Source organism: Alicyclobacillus herbarius DSM 13609 (assembly GCF_000430585.1).
In the GTDB taxonomy this organism is placed as follows: Bacteria; Bacillota; Bacilli; order Alicyclobacillales; family Alicyclobacillaceae; genus Alicyclobacillus_G; species Alicyclobacillus_G herbarius.
On the sequence record NZ_AUMH01000025.1, the window covers coordinates 1 to 14,812 of the forward strand.

The 14,812-nt window shown below is 60.3% G+C and carries 10 protein-coding genes; 2 read left to right on the plus strand and 8 right to left on the minus strand.

Annotation, left to right across the window (positions count from 1 at the left end; all coding sequences use genetic code 11):
- Positions 1-105: 105 nt before the first annotated feature.
- The 8 genes from H522_RS0114530 to H522_RS0114565 all read right to left on the minus strand — a co-directional run bounded on the left by H522_RS0114530 (position 106) and on the right by H522_RS0114565 (position 10,498).
- Complete coding sequence (locus H522_RS0114530) at positions 106-519, minus strand: RidA family protein (RefSeq protein WP_026962896.1); 414 nt, start codon at positions 517-519, stop codon at positions 106-108.
- A gap of 482 nt (positions 520-1,001) precedes the next feature.
- The gene (locus tag H522_RS0114535) at positions 1,002-2,516 is read right to left on the minus strand and encodes an NCS1 family nucleobase:cation symporter-1 (RefSeq protein ID WP_026962897.1); all 1,515 of its coding nucleotides are present in this window, start codon (positions 2,514-2,516) and stop codon (positions 1,002-1,004) included.
- Positions 2,517-2,583: 67 nt separating this feature from the next.
- Positions 2,584-3,477, minus strand: a complete 894-nt coding sequence (locus H522_RS0114540) for a nitrilase-related carbon-nitrogen hydrolase (protein ID WP_035454223.1) — start codon at positions 3,475-3,477, stop codon at positions 2,584-2,586.
- 35 nt (positions 3,478-3,512) lie between these two features.
- Positions 3,513-4,904: a dihydropyrimidinase gene (hydA, locus tag H522_RS0114545; RefSeq protein WP_026962899.1), complete on the minus strand. Its 1,392-nt coding sequence runs from the start codon at positions 4,902-4,904 to the stop codon at positions 3,513-3,515.
- 79 nt (positions 4,905-4,983) lie between these two features.
- Positions 4,984-6,240, minus strand: coding sequence for an NAD-dependent dihydropyrimidine dehydrogenase subunit PreA (gene preA, locus H522_RS0114550; protein ID WP_026962900.1), 1,257 nt, complete (start codon positions 6,238-6,240; stop codon positions 4,984-4,986).
- A gap of 2 nt (positions 6,241-6,242) precedes the next feature.
- Complete coding sequence (locus tag H522_RS0114555; RefSeq protein WP_026962901.1) at positions 6,243-7,577, minus strand: NAD(P)-dependent oxidoreductase; 1,335 nt, start codon at positions 7,575-7,577, stop codon at positions 6,243-6,245.
- A gap of 108 nt (positions 7,578-7,685) precedes the next feature.
- Positions 7,686-9,134 carry a CoA-acylating methylmalonate-semialdehyde dehydrogenase gene (locus tag H522_RS0114560; RefSeq protein WP_035454226.1) on the minus strand — a complete coding sequence of 483 codons (1,449 nt, stop codon included), beginning with the start codon at positions 9,132-9,134 and terminating at the stop codon, positions 7,686-7,688.
- 47 nt (positions 9,135-9,181) lie between these two features.
- On the minus strand, positions 9,182-10,498 hold the full coding sequence (locus tag H522_RS0114565; RefSeq protein ID WP_211230697.1) for an aspartate aminotransferase family protein: 1,317 nt from the start codon (positions 10,496-10,498) through the stop codon (positions 9,182-9,184).
- Between the two features lie 206 nt (positions 10,499-10,704).
- Here H522_RS0114565 and H522_RS0114570 point away from each other — a divergent pair, with 206 nt between their 5' ends.
- Positions 10,705-11,985 (plus strand): PucR family transcriptional regulator, encoded by a 1,281-nt coding sequence (locus H522_RS0114570; protein WP_026962904.1) that lies wholly within the window; start codon positions 10,705-10,707, stop codon positions 11,983-11,985.
- Positions 11,986-12,114: 129 nt separating this feature from the next.
- Positions 12,115-14,775: a pyruvate, phosphate dikinase gene (gene ppdK / locus H522_RS0114575; RefSeq protein WP_026962905.1), complete on the plus strand. Its 2,661-nt coding sequence runs from the start codon at positions 12,115-12,117 to the stop codon at positions 14,773-14,775.
- Positions 14,776-14,812 lie beyond the last annotated feature (37 nt).

Here is a 14,812-nt window from a genome sequence, read left to right on the forward strand (position 1 = left end):
GCGGCCTTCTTTTACCCAGCGTCTTATATGATATCCCATTTTTTCTAGCCCAATCACTAAGTTTCATAGATATAGAATATAATAAACGTCCATAGTGTCTATAAATTAGGGAGCAGTTTTCAACCCCTCATCGGAATCCAAGACGGCGATAAGTTCCAATTGAACGATGGCGCCATTGCGAAGCCGAGTCACAATCGAGTGCCGTGCAGGTCTGCTGTTGGGATCCGGAAACATCTTGACCCATTCTGTGTTTACGAGATCACGATAACGCTCCTCTTCTAGATAGACCGTGACGCGACCAATGTCCTCGGTTGTCCCGCCACAGATTTCCATAAACCGCCGCACGTTTTCGAAGGCAAGTTGAACCTGTCTTTCAGGTTTTTCGGGAATTTTTCCAGTTTTGGGGTCAGCTCCTGCGATTGCCGACGAAAAAACGATTCTGCCTAATTTCGCACCCTGAGGAATCGGCGTGCTCCCATGATTCACTCCTGGAATTTCAATGCTCTGTCGACGGCCCATCGTCGCCCACCTCCCACGAGAATATTGAGAAATATGACAGCGGTTACAGAGCTGTCAGGATTACCGCTTGGATACCCCTCTATCTATAATCAATATTGTTAACAATATTGATTATATATTTAATTAGTCATCTGTCAATAGGGAATAACCATTCGATTACGAATGGATTAATCAGCAAGAGACCGTCCGCCTACACCTAGAAAAGGCTGTACTAGACGGACGGCTGACGGAATTGTGGTTGGGCTGAGCGATAACCCCGGGGCCTGGTCACCAGTGACGACCGTTAAGGTCAGCGATAGTTCGGACGCCCCTTTCCGGACTACGTGCCATGGGGGTTCACCAAAGGTTCACTACGTCTTCACATCACTTCCACATCTGCGGCGTATGCTAATACCTGGGCAGGGCGGCAAACGTGGCCGCCATTGCCGCTGGCGAAGGTGGGGCCAGCGGCCGCCATCATCAATCTTCACTCACAGCTCCGCTTATACGTCAACCACTGCACCGCCGACAGGCCCCGGATTCGGCTCGACCCTGGTCATCCGCTCGTACTCGGCATCCGTCAACACCGACTCGTGCCCGCGCATGAGCAGGGCATAGGCGATGAGTCCTCCGAGCAGGCTGAACAACCACCCTCCACTCCAGAGGAACTTCAGCGGCGGGAAAACGAGTCCGAGCAGGGCAATCACCCAGCCGACCACGAGCGCTGCCACGGCGCGCAGGTTAAAACCGCGGGCGTAATCATAGCGCCCACTGTCTGAGTACAGCGCCAATAGGTCCAGCCGACAAGAGCGAACCAACCAATAATCCGCGATGGCAATGCCGTCAAACGGCCCAAGGAGGGTGCCGTACGTACCGAGCCAGTTGAAAATGTAGTTGCTGAACTCGGACATCACGTACCACGGCTGCATGCACAAAGCCAACAGGCCGGTGATGATGGCCCCGATGCCAAACGTGATGCGCCGCGGCCAAAGGTTCTCGAAGGCACGGGCTGGGGCCATGACGTTGGCGCCCACGTTGATAGTGACCGAGGACAGGATGACGACGATGCCCGAGACGATGACCATGATGGTCGGAAACTTGACGATGAGTTGAACCGGATCCCAGAGGGCTTGGTGATAGAGCACAACCGTTGCGGAAGTCACCGCGATACCGATGAAAGAAAACAAGGCCATGGTCAGCGGCATGGAGAGGGTTTGCCCAAGCACTTGCCCTTTTTGCGTCTTCGCGTAGCGAGTGTAGTCGGGGATGTTCAGCGCCATCGTCGCCCAGAAAGCAATGACCCCGATGACCGATGGGTAAAACGCGGCCCAAAACTTCGCCCCGTGAATGGTGGCCGGTGCGGACAGCATGGCGCCGAATCCCCCCGCTTGCGAGGCAGCCCAAATGAGGAGCACGATGGCACCAAGAGCGAGCGTGGGTGCGGCGAACACGGCCAGCTTGCCGATGGCCTGAGGACCGCGCATGGCAATCAAGACATTGATGGCCCAAAAGATGAGAAACGAAATGCCCAGGTGCCACGAGAAGCCGGTCCACCCCGGTATTACCCGGCCGAGAATGGCGTCCAGCGCCTGACCGCCGAACCACGAATTGATGCCAAACCAACCGGCCGCAATCACCGCCCGCGCCAAGGCAGGGATGTGCGCCCCCCACTTGCCGAACCACAGCCGGGCAAACACCGGATACGGAATCCCGAACTTGGTGCCGGCATGCGACATGAGCAAAATCGGAATCAGGACAATGCAGCTGCCGATTAAAATCGTCAGTACCGCTTCCCACCAGTTCATCCCAAGGGCGATAAAGCCGCTGGCCATCGAATAGGTGGGCAAACAGATGCACATGCCAATCCACAGCGACGCAAACTTGGCCCCCGGCCACGCGTGTTCTGTACGGTTGCAGGGACGTAAATCCTCATTCCAGAGGGCGTGATTCCCCTCGACGGAACGAACGGCCGCCTCGGTCAAGACCACGACATCACCCTGCTGCACTTGTGTCTGCATCGATTCGCCTCCTTTCCGGATGGCCGAGGGCAACGGTAGCCCTCAGCCATAATGAGCCGCTTTGTGCCTACGGCAGAAGCTCTACCATGCCGGTATACGTTTCCGGCCGCCGATCCCGGAAGAACTGCCAGGTGTTACGAACCTCCGCAATCTGTCGCCTATCCATGACGCCGAGCACAACTTCGTCCGCATCCCGCGAACCCATCGCCACAAATTCGCCGCGCGGGTCGACCAGGTACGATTGACCGTAAAACTCGCCCATGTTCCAAGGCGTCTCCCAGCCAACTCGGTTGATGGCGCCGACGTAGTACCCGTTGGCCACCGCGTGGGCCGGCTGTTCCAGCTTCCACAGATACTCGGACAGCCCGGCCACGGTCGCGGACGGATTGAGCACCAGCTCGGCCCCGTTCAATCCTAAAAGCCTCGCCCCCTCCGGGAAGTGCCGGTCATAGCAGATGTAGACGCCGATTTTTGCGTAGCGGGTGTCAAACACCGGATAGCCGCCAGAACCGGGCTTGAAGTAATACTTCTCCCAGAACCCGCACCCGGCCGGCCCCGCCTGAACCTGGGGAATGTGATGCTTGCGGTATTTGCCGAGATACCGGCCGTCCGCGTCGATGACCGCGGCCGTGTTGTAATACACACCCGCCAGCGCCTCTTCGTAGACGGGGACCACCAGAACGACGTCCAACTCCTTCGCCAAGTCCTGCATCCGACGGATGGTGGGACCGTCCGGCACCGGTTCCGCCGCCTCGTACCACTTGGGGTCCTGTTCCGTGCAGAAGTAGGGGCCATAGAAAAGCTCCTGCAGACAGACCACCTTCGCTCCTTCCTTGACCGCCTGTCGGATGAGCCGGACATGTTTTTCAATGGCCGCCTGCTTGTGCACCGCCACAGGCTCTCGCCCATCCACGTCGTGGTGCGCCTGGATTAAACCAATAGTGACCTCGTTTCCAGCCATGAACATGCCTCCCTTCGTTCACCCTCGGCGCGATACTACAAGACGTTCCCGTGCACCCGGCCACACCGCTGGAAACGGCCCATGCCCGGATGTCCGTAGAACTGGCCTCTGTCGACAATCACCTGACCACGCAGAAGGACTGTTCGCGCCTGGCCGCGCACGCGCATGCCCTCAAAGATGTTGTTGTCCACGTTCATATGGTGTGTGGCCGCCGAAATCGTACGTTCCACGTCCGGATCCCAAATCACCAGGTCGGCGTCGCTCCCTACCGCCACCGTACCCTTGCGCGGGAATAGGCCAAACAGCTTAGCGTTGTTGGTGGAAGTCAAAGCGACGAAGCGGTTGATGGAGATGCGTCCCTCGTTGACGCCGTAGTGATAGAGGATGGCCATCCGGTCCTCAATCGTCGGTGCCCCGTTGGGGATCTTGGAAAAGTCGTTCAGCCCGAGCTCCTTCTGCCCCTTGAAATTGAACGAACACTGGTCCGATCCGAACGCCAACAGTTCCCCATTGCGTAGTTTGTTCCACAACACCTCCTGATGGGATTTTTCGCGAAGCGGCGGCGACATGACGTATTTGGCCCCCTCAAAGCCAGGCCGCTCGTAGTCGCTGTAGTCGCAGACTAGGTACTGGGGGCAGGTCTCGCCAAAAATCGGCAGGCCGCGCTTGCGGGCGTCGCTGATGGCCTCTGCGGCCTGCGCGCAGGTGACGTGTACAACGTATAGCGGTGCGCCAGCAATCTCCGCCAGGCGGATGGCCCGCTCCGTTGCCTCCCCTTCCGCTTCCGGAGGCCTCGTCAAGGCATGGTACTTCGGCTCCACCTGGCCCTTGGCCAACGCCTCGCGCACCAAGACGTCAATCACGTCGCCGTTCTCCGCGTGCACCTGCACGAGCGCCCCACTTTGCGCCGCCATGCGCAGGGTCTGGAAAAGCGTCTCGTCGTCCACCTGCAGGTTGTTCTTGTAGGCGAGAAACACCTTGAAGGAGGATACGCCTTCGTCCGTGACGATGCGGGGGATTTCACTTCGCACCTGCTCGTTCATGTCCCCCACCATGACGTGAAAGGCGTAGTCGATTGCTGCCTTTCCCTCGGCCTTGCCATGCCAGGTGCGAATTGCGTTGTGCAGCGTGTCGCCCTTGTTGTGTAGGGCAAAATCAATCACCGTCGTCGTGCCGCCAAAGGCGGCTGCGATGGTCCCGGTACGAAAGTCGTCCGCCGTCACCGTGCCGCCAAACGGCATGTCGAGGTGGGTGTGCGGATCGATCCCGCCTGGAAACACGTAGCATCCTGTAGCGTCGATTACTTGACGGCTCGCCGTGTCGATATGGCGGGCAATCGCCGTCACCACCTCACCTTCAATGAGCACGTCCGCATCCTGGATGTCCGTGGCTGTGACTACGGTTCCACCGCGAATCACCGTTCCCATACGGCCCACCCCTCTCACTGTTTTTGTCTGTTCTATAAATAATATGATATTTTAGATAATATCAAACAGACTGCCTTGCCTACGCGTGGGCGGCTTGCCGCTGACGCCACGTTTCCGGCGGCCTGCCGGTATCAACCGGGATCATGGTGATGCAGCCGTCCACCGGACAGACCATGTGGCAGAGATTGCAGCCCACACACTCCTGTTCATCGACCACCAGGTTGGGTGGATGGTCTTGGCTCGGAACGGGGTGAATGCACTGGTGGGCGGCGTCCTCACAGGCAATGTAGCAGCGATTACAGTGGATGCAAAGGTCCGCATCGATGTGCGCGACTACTTTATAGGAAAGGTTTAGGTCGTTCCACTCCACGTATTTGTGGACCGCCTTGCCAATCAAGTCCTCTACACGGGCGAGACCCCGGCTGTCCAGGTAGTTGTTCAACCCGTCGATCAAGTCTTCGATGATGCGAAAGCCCTGATACATGACCGCAGTGCAGACCTGCACATTGCTCGCGCCCATGAGCAGAAATTCGGCCGCATCCTGCCACGTCGCGATGCCGCCGATGCCAGAGATGGGAACGGACACCTGCGGATCGCGGGCGCAATCGGCCACCATGTGCAGTGCGATGGGCTTGACCGCGGGCCCGCAGTAGCCCCCGTGCGCGCCTTGGCCATCGACGTGCGGAATCGGGTTCCACGTGTCCAGGTCGACCCCCATCAGACTGTTGATGGTGTTAATCATGCTCACCGCGCTGGCTCCGCCCTGGACCGCGGCGCGGGCGGTGTGGCGGATATCGGTGATGTTTGGCGTCAGCTTGACAATAACCGGCACTTCGGCCACTTCGGCAACCCACTCGGTATTTTGCCGGACTAGGTCAGGCACCTGACCAACGGCCGATCCCATGCCCCTCTCCGACATGCCATGCGGACAGCCGAAGTTCAGCTCAAAACCGTCCACGCCCGCGTCCTGAACCCGTTTCACCACCTCGTGCCAGCGCTCTCGCTTCGGCTCCATCATCAGGGACGCCACCACCGCCCGGTCGGGAAAGCGCCGCTTGACGTCGCGGATCTCACGCAGGTTATCCTCCAGGGGCCGGTCGGTGATGAGTTCAATATTGTTCATGCCGGCCATCGGCTGCCCCCGCAGGCGCAGCCCGGCAAAACGCGAGCTGACGTTAACGATGGGATTATCCGTCAACGTCTTCCACACTGCCCCGCCCCAACCGGCCTCAAACGCGCGCATCACCTGATAACCGCTGTTGGTCGGTGGCGCCGAGGCGAGCCAGAATGGGTTCGGGCTGCGAATTCCCGCCAAATTGCTGGACAGGTCCGCCATGCCTACATCCCCCCTTTGCCTTGTCCGCACAAGAACGCGTGCACCTCGCGCGCCGCCTGTTTGCCCTGCTCTGCCGCCTCCACGACCATCGCCTCGCGCCCGCCCTTGGCGAACGTGCAATCCCCGGCAGCGAACACTTTGCTCAGATTCGTGCGCGTTCCGTCGGTTTTGACCACTCCTCCTGTGTGCGCAACGCCAAACGCCTTAAGGAGCGCCGTCCGGCGCGATTGGCCGATGGCGCGGATGACCACATCGACCGCCACCATGAACTCACTGCCGGGAATGGGCAGCACCTGTTGCCGGCCATCCGCTTCACGGACGAGATCGGTGGCGACAAACTCGATGCCCTGTACGCGGCCACCGCCCCCGAGAATGCGCACCGGCAGACAGCGCCAGCGAAATTCGACGCCCTCCTTCTTCGCGAACTCGTACTCACTGGGATACGCCGTCATTTCCCGATCCGTCCGGCGATAGTAAATTACGACCTCTTCGGCGCCCAGGCGGCGAGCGCAAGTGGCTGCATCGATGGCCGTATTCCCGGCGCCAATCACGGCCACCCGACCTGGCACCGACACGGTTTCCCCGGTCTTGGCCCGTTCGATGAACTCGATGGCATCCCACACCCCAGACAGGTCTTCGCCCGGGATACCGAGCTCCGGGACATAGCCCATCCCGCAGGCCAACACGACCGCGTCAAATTCGGACACGATGGCGTCGGCAGAGATGTCGAGTCCCACCACTGTATCGGTGCGTACGTTCACCCCCATGTTTATGACCTGCTCGGCCTCCCACAGCGCCGCTTCCATGGGCAGGCGAAACGGCACGATTCCGTACGTGTCCAAACCACCAAGCTTTGGTTTGGTCTCAAACAGCGTCACAGCGTGGCCAAAGCGGCGCAGCTCGCGGGCGGCCGCCAACCCGGCTGGTCCACCCCCAACGACCGCCACGTGGCGGCCGCTGTCCGGTCCGGGCGTGAACAGCTGCACATCGTGCTCCCGAGCCCAGTCGGTGGCATAGCGCTGCAGGTCGCCAATGTGAATCGGTGCCTCGTCTGGAGCCAGGACACAGGCACCTTCGCACAGGTTCTCCGTAGGGCAGACGCGGGCACAACTGGCGCCGACCGGATTGGCTTCCATGATGACCCGGGCGCTGCCAAGTAGGTTGCCGGTAGCAATTTTACGGATAAACGCCGGAACGTCGATATGTGTGGGACAAGCTTTTGTGCAGGGAGCCTCGTAACAGTACAGGCAGCGATGGGCTTCATTCAGAACCTGGAGCTTCGGCAACGGCGGATGGATACTGCTGTGCAGCGCGTCGCCGTCAGTCTCGTCGCGCATGACCGACGGTTTGAGCGGAGGACTGGTCATGAGCATCCCCCCAACATGCTCTTGCCTAAATGATATGAGTATGTCCGTGCTGAGTATGTCCGTCCTCGGATAACCTCTTTAAAGCTCCAACCAGCGGCTGGTGATCACCTTCTTCCGGGTGTAAAACTCGACTCCGTCGCGGCCAGTGGCGTGCAGGTCGCCAAAAAACGAGCCTTTCCAGCCGGAGAACGGGTAAAACGCCATGGGTGACGGGACCCCGATGTTCACGCCCAGCATCCCGGCTTCCATCCGCTCGCGGAACTTGCGTGCCGCCGCACCGCTTTGCGTATACAGGACAGCCGCGTTGCCGTAGCGGGAACGGTTGGCCACCGCAATCGCTTCGTCCAGGTCGCGGACACGGATGACCGACAGGACCGGTCCGAAGATTTCCTCCTGAGCGATGGTCATCTCGGGACGGACGTGATCAAACAACGTCGCCCCCAAGAAAAAACCGGGGCCCCGCACCAAGTCCGCCTCCCGACCGTCCACGACCAAGGTCGCGCCTTCGGCCACTCCCTGTTCGATGAAGCGGATAATCCGGTCGCGATGCTCGGCGCGGATGACCGGCCCCAGCTCTTTGCCCGGCTCGAGTCCACTGCCCATCGGGAGCTGACGAGCCGCATCCGCAAACCGCTGGACAAACTCGTCCGCAATGGCCTCCTCGACAACCGCCACACTGCCGGCCAGACAGCGTTCCCCCGCATTCCCGTAGGCGGAGGCTACAAGAATCTCGACGGCCTTGTCGAGCACCGCGTCGCGGAGGATGATGTGGTGGTTCTTCGCGCCAGCCAGCGCCTGCACACGTTTGCCGTGGGCCGCCGCCGTCTTGTAGACGTACTGGGCCACCGGGGCGGATCCGACAAAGGAGATGGCGGAAATCTCCGGGTGAGTCAGCAGTGCGTCCACTACCTCTTTGCTCCCGTGGACGACGTTGAATACCCCTGCCGGCAAGCCGGCCTCCGCCAGCAACTCGGCTTGGCGCACCGCCGACAGCGGAGTCCGTTCAGACGGTTTGAGGATGAACGCGTTGCCGCAGGCAATGGCAATCGGATACAGCCAGAGCGGAACCATGAAGGGAAAGTTGAATGGCGTAATGCCAGCAACGACGCCGACGGGGTAACGATAGACCTCCGAGTCGATGCCGCGCGCAACGTCCGGCACGGTCTGGCCCATCATCAGGGTGGGTATCCCGCAGGCAAACTCCACCACCTCAATCCCGCGCCGCACTTCGCCACGAGCGTCGTCGAGGTTCTTGCCGTTTTCGGTGGTGACCAGAACCGCCAGATCTTCTTTATAACGCTCCAGCAAATCGCGGTAGCTAAACAGGATGCGTGCGCGCTCCACCACCGGGACGGCTGCCCACTCCACCGCCGCCTCCCGTGCGGCCAACACGGCTTTTTCCACCTCGGCGGGGGCGGACAGGGGTACCTCAGCCAACCGTTCCCCAGTGGCCGGGTTGGGTACCTCGAGCACCCCGACCTCCGCCGGCGCACAGAACGTGCCACCAATGTAGTTCTTCAGTTTCATCGGCAGTGCCCCTTTCTAAGTACGTATCACCTTTCTGGCCAACCTCGTTAATCGACGATGTGCTGCAACTGCGGTTCCTCTCTGACCATGCGCGCCAGCGCCTCGCCCATCACTGCCAAGGCATCGTCCACCTGGGCAGCGCTGACCGTGAGTGGTGGCGCGATGCGGACCGTGTTGCCGTATAATCCGCCTTTGCCAATCAGCAAGCCACTCTCCTTGGTATAGGCGAAGAACCGGTTGACGAGGTCCGGTGCCGGCTCCTTATGGCTGCGGACAAACTCCAGGCCCTGCATCAAGCCTTTGCCGCGGACATCCCCAATCATCGGATAGCGGGCCTTTAGCCCCTCTAATCCGGCCCGCAGCCGCGCGCCTTGTCTCTGCGCGTTGGCGGTCAGGTCCTGCTCTTCGATGACGTCCAGAGTAGCCAGCGCAGCGCGCATAGACACCGGATTGCCGCCGAACGTGGAGATGGTGCTGGCTTTGTACGCATCCCCCACCTCCCGCGTCGCCATCGTGGCCCCGATGGGATGACCGTTGGCCAAACCCTTCGCGAACGTCATCAGGTCCGGATTTACCCCGGCGTGTTCGATACCAAACGCCCGCCCGGTGCGGCCAAAACCGGTCTGCACCTCGTCTGCGATGAACAGGCCGCCGTACTTGTGCACAATGCGGGCAACCTCCTGCAGATACTCGTCGGGAGGCGTGATGAATCCGCCCACGCCTTGAATCGGCTCCACAATCAGAGCCGCCACGCGCCCGGACGTGGCCGTGCGAATGGTCTCCTCAAGGTCTTTGGCACACTCCAGTCCACAGGTGTCCGGGGTGCGGCCGAACGGACAGCGGTAACAGTACGCGTTCATCGCGTGCACCACGCCGGGCAGCCCGTGCATCCCCAACTTCCAGCCCGCTTGGCCGGTCAGGGTGGTGGCAAGGGCGGATCGACCACTGTAGCTGTGGCGCAGAGCAATCACTTCGTACGATCCGGTCGCCATGCGCGCCATCGCGATGGCCGTCTCGTTGGCCTCTGTGCCGCTGTTCGTGAAGAAACTGACCTCCAAATTCCCGGGCGCCATCCGGGCCAGGCGCTCTGCCAAGTCGACCATCGGCTCCGTGATGTACAAGGTCGAGACGTGAGTTAACTTTTGAATCTGGTCGATGACCGCCGCGTTGACCTGCTCCTGGGCATGCCCCACCGATACGGTGAGAATCCCGCCAAAGAAGTCGAGGTACTGTCTGCCCGCGTGGTCGAACAGGTAGCATCCCCTGCCATGGCTGAACACCAGCGGTTCATCATAGTAGGTCGCCACGCTCGGCGCCAGGTACCGTCTCTGCCGCGCTATCAGCTCTGCTGTCGATGTTTCCACCGTCATCCCCCATTGTCCGCAACTATTTGAATTGTCATGATAAACTAACCTGCGAATAAGGTATCATAGGTAGACTTCCGCATCACGATACATACTGTATGACCCTTCCCATGACATCCCCGACATACTGTCAATTCAGTCTTACCTGACGCGCTTTTTCATCTGGAATTTCCTTTGACGATGGGACAGAAATGGAGGCATGTACGATGCCCAATTGCGTCCGCGTTTCGGATGCCCTGAAACGTCCGCCGTTGCGTTCGTCCCGCCTCGTTGCAGGTAGCGGCGGCCTGTGGCGGCCCGTCCGCTGGGTACACATCCTCGACGTGCCCAACGCGCGCGAGCACATCCGCGGCGGTGAACTGGTGTTGACCACCGGACTGGGATTCGGCCAACGCCTGGAACAGTTTCAATCCTTTCTGCAGCAATTGATGGACGGCCAGGCGGCTGCGCTGTGCATTGAGCTGGGCACGACTATCCACGAGCTTCCTGTCCAGATCCGGCAGATGGCGGACCAAGCCAACTTTCCGATTCTTGTATTTCCCGAGCGGGTGCGGTTTGTCGATATCACGGAGGACCTGCACAAACAGATCCTCATCTGCGAGCGAGAGGCTCAGTATGAGGAAGACTGGGTCGAGGCGGTCATCGCCGGCCGAGCGACCAGGATCACAGGAGACGGCCTGCCGAGGACACCGAATACGTGCTGCCGCGTGGCGGTGCTTGCCTTCCAGTGTGTGGAAAGCCTCGAGGCGGCAAGCCTGAATGCAGTTCAACAAGTGCGCTCACCATCCGGGCACAGTCAGCCTGACTCGCGCGTAGATCGATTGACCGAATCGCGGCAAGGCCTCCTTCGGCACCTGATTCAGTCCGCCTTCTGCTCGCAAGGTTTCGGCGTACGCCTGACCACCCGCCGGGAATCCGTCGTCTGCTTGCTCGAACGTTCCTCAAAAGAGCGAGAGTGGACACACGCCCTGGACGCAGCTTTTGCAGAGCTGCACGCCGCCCTCTCCAGACAATTCGAGCCGCTCACCGCCACGACGCTTCGCATGGGCGTGGGCCGCGTCGCTACGACCCTGGTTGAAATTCCAAGCAGCCATGAGGACGCGCAAAGGGCGCTGTTCATCTGTCAACGAGTCCCAAGCCCACGCTGGCGCATGTATGATGAGGCCGGGGTGTTTCGCTGGTTGTCCTTGCTGGCCGATTCACCGGACGCGGCCGCCGTGGCCGCATCCGACTTGAATAAGGTCACCGACTACGACCGTCAACACGGCAGTGAACTTTTGCACACGCTGCGCGTTTATTTGGACTGCGACCGCTCGAAGCAGCGTACGGCCGCTGCCCTGTACATTCATCGCCAGACGCTGTATCACCGACTGGAGCAGCTGGCATCCATTCTGCAATCCAACTTGGACGATCCGGTGCAGCGTTTGTCCCTGCATCTTTCACTTTATTACCAAGCATTTTGTATGTCAGATCCAAACTCTATCTAAATTCACGCTGAATTATGTCCCCCTATATGCACTTTGAGCATCACACAATGCGGTGTATTATGATATACTATTTTCGAGATAAGCTATACCAATCGACCTGTACAAGTTTTCTGAGCTGGGGGGACGAACATGAGCAAATGGGTGTACCGATTTGATGACCCCATCCGTCCGGACAAGATGCTGCTTGGCGGAAAAGGGGCAAACCTGGTAGAAATGACCCAGGCCGGGCTGCCGGTGCCGCCCGGGTTCACACTGACGACGCAACTCTGCGGAATCTATCAAGCCCATCGCAATTTGCCGGAAGACGTTTATCAAGAGGTGGAAGAGGCCATTCAGTGGCTGGAAGAGCGCACGGGCAAGACGTTTGGGGGCGCGGACAATCCGCTCCTCGTCTCGGTCCGGTCGGGAGCTCCGATTTCGATGCCAGGTATGATGGATACGATTTTGAACCTGGGGCTCAACCCCACCACGGTAGAAGGCTTGGCCCGCCGGACGCAAAATCGGCGTTTTGCGCTCGACTCATACCGCCGTTTCATCCAGATGTTTGCCGATGTAGTCCTGGGCGTCCCCATCCATCGCTTTGAACGACAGTTGGAATCAGCCCGCCGGCGCGCTGGGGTGGAGACGGATCAACAGCTCAACGCGGACGCCCTGGCCGACATCGTCCACTCCTACCTTGACATTGTCGAGCACGAAACCGGACGTCCGTTCCCAGACGATCCTCGTCAGCAGCTGCGCATGGCCATCGGCGCCGTGTATGCCTCCTGGGACAACGATCGCGCCACGGTCTACCGCAAGGTCAGCGGCATCCCCGACAGCCTGGGCACGGCCGTCAACGTACAGGGCATGGTGTTCGGAAACATGGGGGACGACTCGGGCACGGGCGTGGCCTTTACCCGCAACCCGTCCACGGGTGAACCGGGAGTGTTTGGCGAATACCTAATGAACGCCCAGGGCGAGGATGTCGTGGCGGGCATTCGCACCCCCCAGCCCATTCAACAGCTTGAACAAGAAATGCCCGACGTGTACGAACAATTTATTCAGGTATGCGAACAGTTGGAGGCTCATTTTCAGGATGTACAGGACATCGAGTTTACGGTCGAACGCGGCCGCCTTTACCTGCTGCAAACCCGCGCGACCAAACGCACGCCAGAGGCGGCGGTCCGTATCGCCGTCGATCTGGTGGAAGAAGGCCGGATTGACCGGGCCACTGCCCTGAAACGCGTCAACCCGGCCACACTCAGTCAGCTGCTGCATATGCGCATGGACGAATCCGCCACAGTGACTGAGCTGGCCAAAGGGCTGCCTGCTTCACCCGGCGCCGCCAGCGGCCGCATCGTCTTTACGGCGGATGACGCTAAGGCGTGGGCCGACCGCGGTGAGAAGGTTATCCTCGTCCGTACGGAGACCACACCGGAAGACATCCATGGCATCCTGGCCGCCGAAGGCATCCTCACCAGCCGGGGCGGCATGACCAGCCACGCCGCCGTCGTCGCCCGCGGCATGGGCAAGCCGTGCGTGTGCGGGTGTGATACCCTGCGCATCAACGCGCGCGACAAAACGCTGCAGGTTGGCGAACGCGTGCTGGCAGAAGGGGACGTTATGAGTATCGATGGCGCCAGCGGCCGCGTATTCCTCGGCGATGTACCGCGGGTGGCACCGAAACTTTCCGACCACTTTCAGAAGCTCTTGTCCTGGGCAGATGAGACCCGCCGCCTAGGGGTGCGCGCCAATGCGGACACCCCCGAAGACGCGCAGCGCGCACGTGAACTCGGTGCCGAAGGCATCGGCCTCTGTCGCACCGAGCACATGTTCATGCACCCGGAGCGCGTGCCCGTGGTGCAGAGGATGATCTTAGCCGCCACCCAGGAAGAGCGCCAGCGCGCGCTGGACCAGCTGCTGCCGATGCAGGAAGACGATTTCTACGGCATCCTAAAGGCGATGGACGGTCTGCCGGTGACGATTCGCTTGCTCGATCCGCCCTTGCACGAGTTTCTCCCCAACCTGGAGAAACTGATTGCCCGCCAGGCCAGCCTACGTACCCGGCGCAGTCTGCTCCAGGGTGGACAGGAGGTCACCGAAGTGGATGCGGAACTGGCCGGTGTGGAGCAGATGTTGGCACAAGTGCGCGCCCTGCACGAACTCAATCCGATGTTGGGGCACCGCGGCTGCCGACTGGGCATCACCTTCCCAGAAGTCTACGAAATGCAGGTCCGCGCCATCTTCCAGGCGGCCGCTCGTCTCGTATCGGAAGGGCTCGACCCGCGCCCCGAAGTGATGATACCGCTCGTAGGACACGTTGAAGAACTGCGCCGGATGCGGTCTCTGGTAATCGACACGGCCCAAGCTGTGCTCGCCGAACGCGGAGTGAAAGTTCCAGTGTCGGTGGGAACCATGATTGAAGTGCCACGCGCGGCCCTGACCGCCGACCAGATTGCCACCGAGGCTGAGTTCTTCTCCTTTGGCACCAACGACCTGACACAGACCACATTCGGGTTTAGCCGTGACGATGCGGAGGGTAAGTTCTTGCACCAATATGTCGATGAAGGCATCCTGCCGGAAAACCCGTTTGCCGTGTTGGATGAAGACGGCGTCGGCCAGTTGGTCAAACTCGGCGTAGAACGTGGCCGCAGCACCCGTTCCAGCCTGAAAACCGGCATCTGTGGCGAACACGGAGGAGACCCCGCCTCCATCCGCTTCTGTCACAACGCGGGACTCGACTATGTCAGCTGCTCCCCTTTCCGTGTTCCCGTCGCCCGCTTGGCGGCGGCCCAAGCGGCCCTTAGTTGAACGCGCGGAACGCTGTGAAGACAGCCATCAACAGCGC